Origin of the sequence: Streptomyces lycii (assembly GCF_009735685.1) — a bacterium.
In the GTDB taxonomy this organism is placed as follows: Bacteria; Actinomycetota; Actinomycetes; order Streptomycetales; family Streptomycetaceae; genus Streptomyces; species Streptomyces lycii.
In genome coordinates this window covers 1-5,602 of record NZ_WHPN01000365.1, presented here as the reverse complement: position 1 = coordinate 5,602, position 5,602 = coordinate 1, and the positions used below count along the sequence as shown (strand labels likewise).

At 76.0% G+C, this 5,602-nt stretch carries 7 protein-coding genes; 1 reads left to right on the top strand and 6 read right to left on the bottom strand.

The genetic code is table 11. The annotated features are described in order from the left end of the window. Positions 1-11: 11 nt before the first annotated feature. The 6 genes from GCU69_RS24325 to GCU69_RS24300 form a co-directional block, all read right to left on the bottom strand. Entirely contained in the window at positions 12-365 is a 354-nt protein-coding gene (locus tag GCU69_RS24325) for a VOC family protein (RefSeq protein ID WP_098754387.1), read from the bottom strand. A 10-nt stretch (positions 366-375) separates the two neighbouring features. Next, on the bottom strand, positions 376-1,209 hold the full coding sequence (locus GCU69_RS24320; RefSeq protein ID WP_156207186.1) for a class I SAM-dependent methyltransferase: 834 nt from the start codon (positions 1,207-1,209) through the stop codon (positions 376-378). Between the two features lie 182 nt (positions 1,210-1,391). After that, entirely contained in the window at positions 1,392-2,903 is a 1,512-nt protein-coding gene (locus tag GCU69_RS24315; RefSeq protein WP_098754389.1) for a bifunctional phosphatase PAP2/diacylglycerol kinase family protein, read from the bottom strand. A 125-nt stretch (positions 2,904-3,028) separates the two neighbouring features. Next, the gene (locus GCU69_RS24310; RefSeq protein WP_098754390.1) at positions 3,029-3,466 is read right to left on the bottom strand and encodes a CBS domain-containing protein; all 438 of its coding nucleotides are present in this window, start codon (positions 3,464-3,466) and stop codon (positions 3,029-3,031) included. Between the two features lie 27 nt (positions 3,467-3,493). Further along, positions 3,494-4,009 carry a DUF2795 domain-containing protein gene (locus GCU69_RS24305; protein ID WP_328630017.1) on the bottom strand — a complete coding sequence of 172 codons (516 nt, stop codon included), beginning with the start codon at positions 4,007-4,009 and terminating at the stop codon, positions 3,494-3,496. Further along, complete coding sequence (locus GCU69_RS24300) at positions 4,006-5,196, bottom strand: baeRF2 domain-containing protein (RefSeq protein ID WP_098754391.1); 1,191 nt, start codon at positions 5,194-5,196, stop codon at positions 4,006-4,008. Before GCU69_RS24300 ends, GCU69_RS24305 begins: the two co-directional genes overlap by 4 nt. 175 nt (positions 5,197-5,371) lie before the next feature. Between GCU69_RS24300 and GCU69_RS24295 the strand changes: the two genes are divergently transcribed. Then, a partial coding sequence (locus GCU69_RS24295; protein WP_156207185.1) for a DUF6158 family protein occupies positions 5,372-5,602 on the top strand: 231 nt, incomplete at its 3' end.

Below are 5,602 nucleotides of genomic sequence, written 5' to 3'. Positions count from 1 at the left end.
GCCCGGACGCCCTACCGCGCGCCGTTGCGGTCGACGTACTCGAACACGGAGCCGTCCGGGTGCAGGGCCAGCAGTGTCCGGCCCGCGGCGTTCGGCAGCGGGCCCGCCAGCACCCGGCCGCCCACCTCCACCAGCACCCGCTGCGCCTCCTCGACGTCCTTGACGGCGATCGTCGCGGACACCTTGCGGAGCACCTCCAACTCCGCCTCCGAGCCGCTCATCAGCAGGAACGGGCCGACCGCGGCGACCGACACACCGCCCTGCTCGAAGCGTTGCGCCCGGGCGCCGGACAGTCGCTCGTAGACACCGACGGCCGCGTCCAGATCGGCCACGCACACGCGCAGCGAAGTCCCCAAGATCTCCATGGGGTTGAGCCTAACGCGGGGCCGTTCCCGGGCGGCAGAGGATCTCCCCGTGCGGAACGGAGAACCAGGCGTCGGGGGACGCGCCCCACTCCCGCCAGCCCCCGGCGATCCGCTCCAGCTCCTCCGCGGTGGCGTGCCCGCCGCCCACCGCGAGGCCCGCGTAGGAGGAGGCGACCGTGCGGTCCGCCCACAGTCCGCTCCACCACGCGCGCTCCTCACCGGTGGCGTGGCACCACACCGAGGCGGAGGCCGTGATGTCGGTGAAGCCGGCCCGCCGGGCCCAGGCGAGCATCCGCCGGCCGGCGTCGGGCTCGCCGCCGTTCGCGCGGGCCACCCGCCGGTACAGCGCCAGCCAGTCGTCGAGGGCGGGCACCTCGGGATACCAGGCCATCGCCGCGTAGTCGGAGTCCCGGGCCGCGACGACCCCGCCCGGGCGGCAGACCCGGCGCATCTCGCGCAGCGCGGCGACCGGGTCGGCGACGTGCTGGAGCACCTGATGCGCGTGCACGACGTCGAAGGAGTCGTCGGGGAAGTCCAGGGCGTGGACGTCGGCGACGGCGAACCCGACGGTGGCCAGGCCCCGTTCGTCCGCCACCGACCGGGCGTGCTCCAGGATCTCCGGCGCCGCGTCCACCGCGGTCACCGGGCCCGGGGCGACCGCCTCGGCCAGGTCGGCGGTGATCGTGCCCGGCCCGCAGCCGACGTCGAGGACGGACAGGCCGGGGCGCAGCTCGCCGAGCAGATACGCGGCCGAGTTGGCGGCGGTGCGCCAGGTGTGCGAGCGGAGCACGGACTCGTGGTGGCCGTGGGTGTAGACGGCTTCCGGCGCGGTGTTCCCGGGCATGGCGGTGCTCCCTCTCGTCGGCCTGCGGGGGGCGGTCGGCAGGTGGCGCCAGCCTACGCCGCCGTCTCGTATCGCGAGAGTGGCGTATCAATACATGGACAACCCCGGAGCGGCCCGCCCGGCCGGCCGCGGACGGGACGGGCGGGCCGCGGCGGCGGATCCGCGGTCGCGCGGTGGCCCGCTCACCCGGGGACGGGGCGGTAGACGACCAGCGCCTCCTCGACCTTGTCGAGCTCGAACGCCGGGGGTGCGGGCGTCACTTCGCCGTCGTACGCCATGTGCGTACCGGTGGGGAGTCCCGAGACCCGCAGCCGCCGGGGACGGGTGGCCGTGTACACCGGGGAGTGCCGCAGCGCGCCGGTGAGCGCCGCCGCGACGAGCCGGGTGCGGGCGAAGCGCCCGCCGCGCGCCACCCGCACGTCCAGCAGCCCGTCGGCCAGGTCGTAGCGGCGCACCGGCGCGACCCCCACGCTGCGATAGGCGCCGTTGCCCGCGAAGAGCAGCCAGAACGAGCGGCGGCGGCCGTTGACCACGGCCGTCACCGGGCGGGAGGTGCGCAGCACGTGCACGGCTCCCAGCAGGGTGGCCACCGGGCCGCCGATCCGGGACGACCAGCGCTCCCGCAGCCGCACCAGGTCCGGATACGAGCCGAGGCTGAAGGTGTTGAGGAAGTACACCGGCTCCCGCAGCGCGCCCGGCGTGTCGGCCGGGGTGAGCCGTCCGACGTCCACCCGGACGGCGCTGCCGGACGCCACCGCGGCACACGCGTCCTGCACGGTCTCCACGCCCAGGTCCTGCGCGAAGTGGTTGAACGTGCCGCCGGGCAGCACCGCCAGCGGCACGCCGTACCGCAGGGCCACGGCCGCCGCCGCGCCGACCGTCCCGTCGCCGCCGAACACGCCGAGCGCGCCGCCGCGCCCGGAGGCGTCCCGTGCCGCCTCCTCCAGCACCAGCGCCAGCGGGCCCGCCTCCCGCTCGTACAGCACGACCTCCGCCTTCGGCAGCGCCGTGCGCAGCTGCCGCAGCGGATCGGCGACCTGCGGCTGCGCCCCGGACGCCGGGTTCACCACCACGTACAGCCCCTCACCGTCCGGCAGCGCGGGCGCGTCGGCCCGCGGCCGGGCGGGCGGCGGCAGCTGCGAACGCGACGGCAGCATGCCGCGTACGGCGAAGGCGGCGCCCGCCCCCAGGGACGCGCCCGCCAGGACGTCGCTGGGGTAGTGCGCCCCCGTGTAGATCCGGGAGAACGCGACGGAGGCGGCGACCGGCGCGAGCGCCGCTCCCCAGCGGCGCGATTCCAGCGCGGCGCCGACGGCGAACGCCGCGGCGGACGCGGAGTGCCCGGACGGGAACGACGTCGTGACGGGCTGCCGCTTCAACTGCCGTATCACCGGGACGCCGTCCAGCAGCGGCCGCTTCCTGCGCACGGCGCGTTTGCCGACGGTGTTCACGGTCGCGGAGGCGAGCGCGAGCGACATCACGCCGCGGACGGCGGCCCGCCGGGTCCGCGGGTCGCCCACCGCCCACATGCCGGCCGCCGCGGCGAACCACAGCAGTCCGTGGTTGGCGCTGTGGCTCAGCCGGGGCAGCGCCCGCTCGGCGCCCGGCCAGTGCCGGTTCGCGACGCGGGCGAACGCCGCCCGGTCCGCCGCGCCGAGCCATCGGCGTACGGGGTGTCCTTGCTCCTGGTCCATGAGCACACACGTACCCGCTGCCGGGCGGGGCACCGCCCCGGAATCCGGCCGGGCCGCCCGGCGCGGCGCCGTCCCGCCTGCGGCAGCGGGTGAGGGGCAGCAGCCGGCGGCGGCCCGGCCGTGGGTCAGACGGCCCGCACCGGCCAGGTGTCGGGCGAGGCGCGGCTGATGTCGGCCAGCGCCGACCCGGGGTCCCGGGCCTGCGCCAGGTCCCCGATGCTCACCATGCCCAGCGGCCGGCCGTCGCGCACGACGGGCAGCCGCCGTACCGCGTGGGTCCGCATCAGCATCACCGCCGCGTCCACCGACTCGTCGGGGCCGACCGTCACCGGCTCCGGCGTGCACACGGCGAGGGCGCTGACCGTCAGCGGGTCGACCCCCTCCGCGACCGCCCGCAGGGTGATGTCCCGGTCGGTGAGCACGCCGTACAGCCGGCCGTTCTGCGCGACGAGGACATCACCGATGTCGTGCATCCGCATCAGCTCGGCGGCCTCCACCAGCGAGGCGTCCGGGCGCACGGCCGTCACCGCGGGCGTCATGACTTCTGCGACGGTCTGTGCCATGGCGTTCGCCTTCCTCACGGCGGCCGGTCAGGCCCTGGGCTTGCGCCCGAGGGCCGCCATGACCTCTTGGACGTTCTCGTACGTCTCGTTGTCGGGCAGTTGCTCCACCATGCCGACCAGCCGGTCCGGGGCGTACCGCTCGCGCAGGGTGCGCAGCAGCGCCCCGCGCTTGCCGGGGAAGGGGGTGCGCCCCAGGTGGCGCGCCAGCTCCGAGCGCAGTTCCTCGTCCGCGCGCTCGGCGTCCCCCGGCTGCCCGGTGGGGCCGTGGCCGATGTCCGGGTCGTCGTCGGCCTCGGGCTCCGGGTCGTGCCAGCCCTCGGCCCGCGTGGGGTGCCCGGACCGCAGCATCCCCTGGAGCTGGTGCTTCATCTCGTCGTCGTGGTGGACGTTGAGCCGGTCGCTGCCTCGCTGCATGTCTGCCTCCGCTGCTGTGGTTCCCTCGTCCCGGTGGTCCCGGTGGTCCCGGTGGTCCCGGTGGTCCCGGTGGTCCCGGTGGTCCCGGTGGTCCCGGTGGTCCCGGTGGTCCCGGCGGGCCTCGGTCACCGGGTCTCCTCCAGGCGTTCTCCCTCGCCGGCCGGCCAGCGCAGCAGCGCGCCCAGCCCGCCCGCGGGGAGATCGCCGTCCACGTCCTCCGGGCGGTGCACGGTGAGCGCCTCGGCGCCGGTCGCCACGGCGGCCCGCAGCAGCGCGTCGTCGGCGCGCGCCGGGATCGGCTCGGTGTCGCCCAGGTACTGGATGTCGCTGCGGCGCACCGCGATCTGGTCCGGCTCCCGGCCGACCCACACCTCGCGGTGCAGGTCCGGGCCGTCGTCGCGCAGGATCAGGGACGCGATGCGGTGCTCGCGTGCCGCCTCCACCAGGGCGGGCACGCCCTCAGCCGCGTCGTGCACCACGTTGCTGCCCGCGGCCTGGGCCCGGCCGGCCCGGAAGTGGTCCAGCGCCTCGGCCAGATGCTCCCTCACCCGGTCGGCCCGGGCCCGGGCCACCTCGTCGTCGAGCAGTCCGGTGCGCGCGCCCCGCGCCCGGCCGCTGTGCTCGGCCTCCGCGGCCCGGGACCGCAGCGGCTCCGGCAGCCGGTCGTGCACGGCGCGCCGCTCCCGCGCGTCACCGACGAGCAGGATCATCTCGGCGCCGGACTCCTCCCAGCACTCGCGCAGCGCGTCGGCGATCTCCCCGGCGTTGTGCTCCCAGGTGTTCTCCACGGACAACTGCCAGTGCCGCTCGCCCCAGTCCGCCGACGAGGTGCGGTGCATCGGCCACTGCGTGCCCTGCCGGGTGCCGGCGGAGGCGCGCCCGAGGTCGTCCCGCAGTTCGAAGTCGGCCCCCGTCCGGTCGATGTAGGCGACCAGGCAGGACGGGTTCTCGCCGTGGTGCTCCAGCAGCGGGGAGAGATGCGGCAGCGGGGACCAGGTCACCTCCGGCCCGCTCTCCAGGGCCTCGCCCAGGGGTACGGAGAGGACCACCTCGCCCTCGGTGGCGAAGAGGGCCTGCCCGGGCGCGCCGGGGCCCGCCTGCCCGCGTGCGCCGGTGCGGGGCAGCTCCCGCAGCACGTCGTAGACGGCTCCGCAGGTGTGCGCGTCGGCGCCCTGCCGGGACAGCTCGTCGCAGGCCTCACGGGCGGCGAGGTCCTGCTCGGCGGCGGCGGACTGCGAGGCCCGGGTGGTGTCGAAGTAGACCGACGCCCACGGCCCGGGCCGTTCGACGAGCGGGCTGAGGAATGCGAGTTCCATTGCTTCCTCCGAACGGATCTGTGTCGGTGGTCAGGGGCGGGTACCCGAAGGATCCGCGGCAACACGGCCGCGCTTCGGACGGACAGCACGTGTCGCGCGAGCGGGAGCCGTGCCGCGGGAGACGTATCGGCGCGAGGGACGTATAGGACCGCACGGAGCGGAAACGGAGTGCGTCATGGAGAACGCAAGCCCGCGGGGTGGCGGGGTCGACCCGGCCAACCTCGACGAACCGCAGTTGCTCAAGGAACTGGAGACCATCCACCGCACCCGGCACGAGACCCTGCTGCACGGCTCTCCGGACGCGCTGGACGCCCACAACTCCCGGATGGCGCAGCTGGAGGGCGAATACCTGCGCCGCCACCCGCGCCGGCAGGTGGCGGCGTCCCGGACCCGGGAGGGCGCCCGG

Excerpts from the sequence above, each read along its gene's own strand:
- GCU69_RS24325 (WP_098754387.1), bottom strand. The coding sequence starts at position 365 with ATGGAGATCTTGGGGACTTCGCTGCGCGTGTGCGTGGCCGATCTGGAC.
- GCU69_RS24320 (WP_156207186.1), bottom strand. The coding sequence starts at position 1,209 with ATGCCCGGGAACACCGCGCCGGAAGCCGTCTACACCCACGGCCACCAC.
- GCU69_RS24315 (WP_098754389.1), bottom strand. The coding sequence starts at position 2,903 with ATGGACCAGGAGCAAGGACACCCCGTACGCCGATGGCTCGGCGCGGCG.
- GCU69_RS24310 (WP_098754390.1), bottom strand. The coding sequence starts at position 3,466 with ATGGCACAGACCGTCGCAGAAGTCATGACGCCCGCGGTGACGGCCGTG.
- GCU69_RS24300 (WP_098754391.1), bottom strand. The coding sequence starts at position 5,196 with ATGGAACTCGCATTCCTCAGCCCGCTCGTCGAACGGCCCGGGCCGTGG.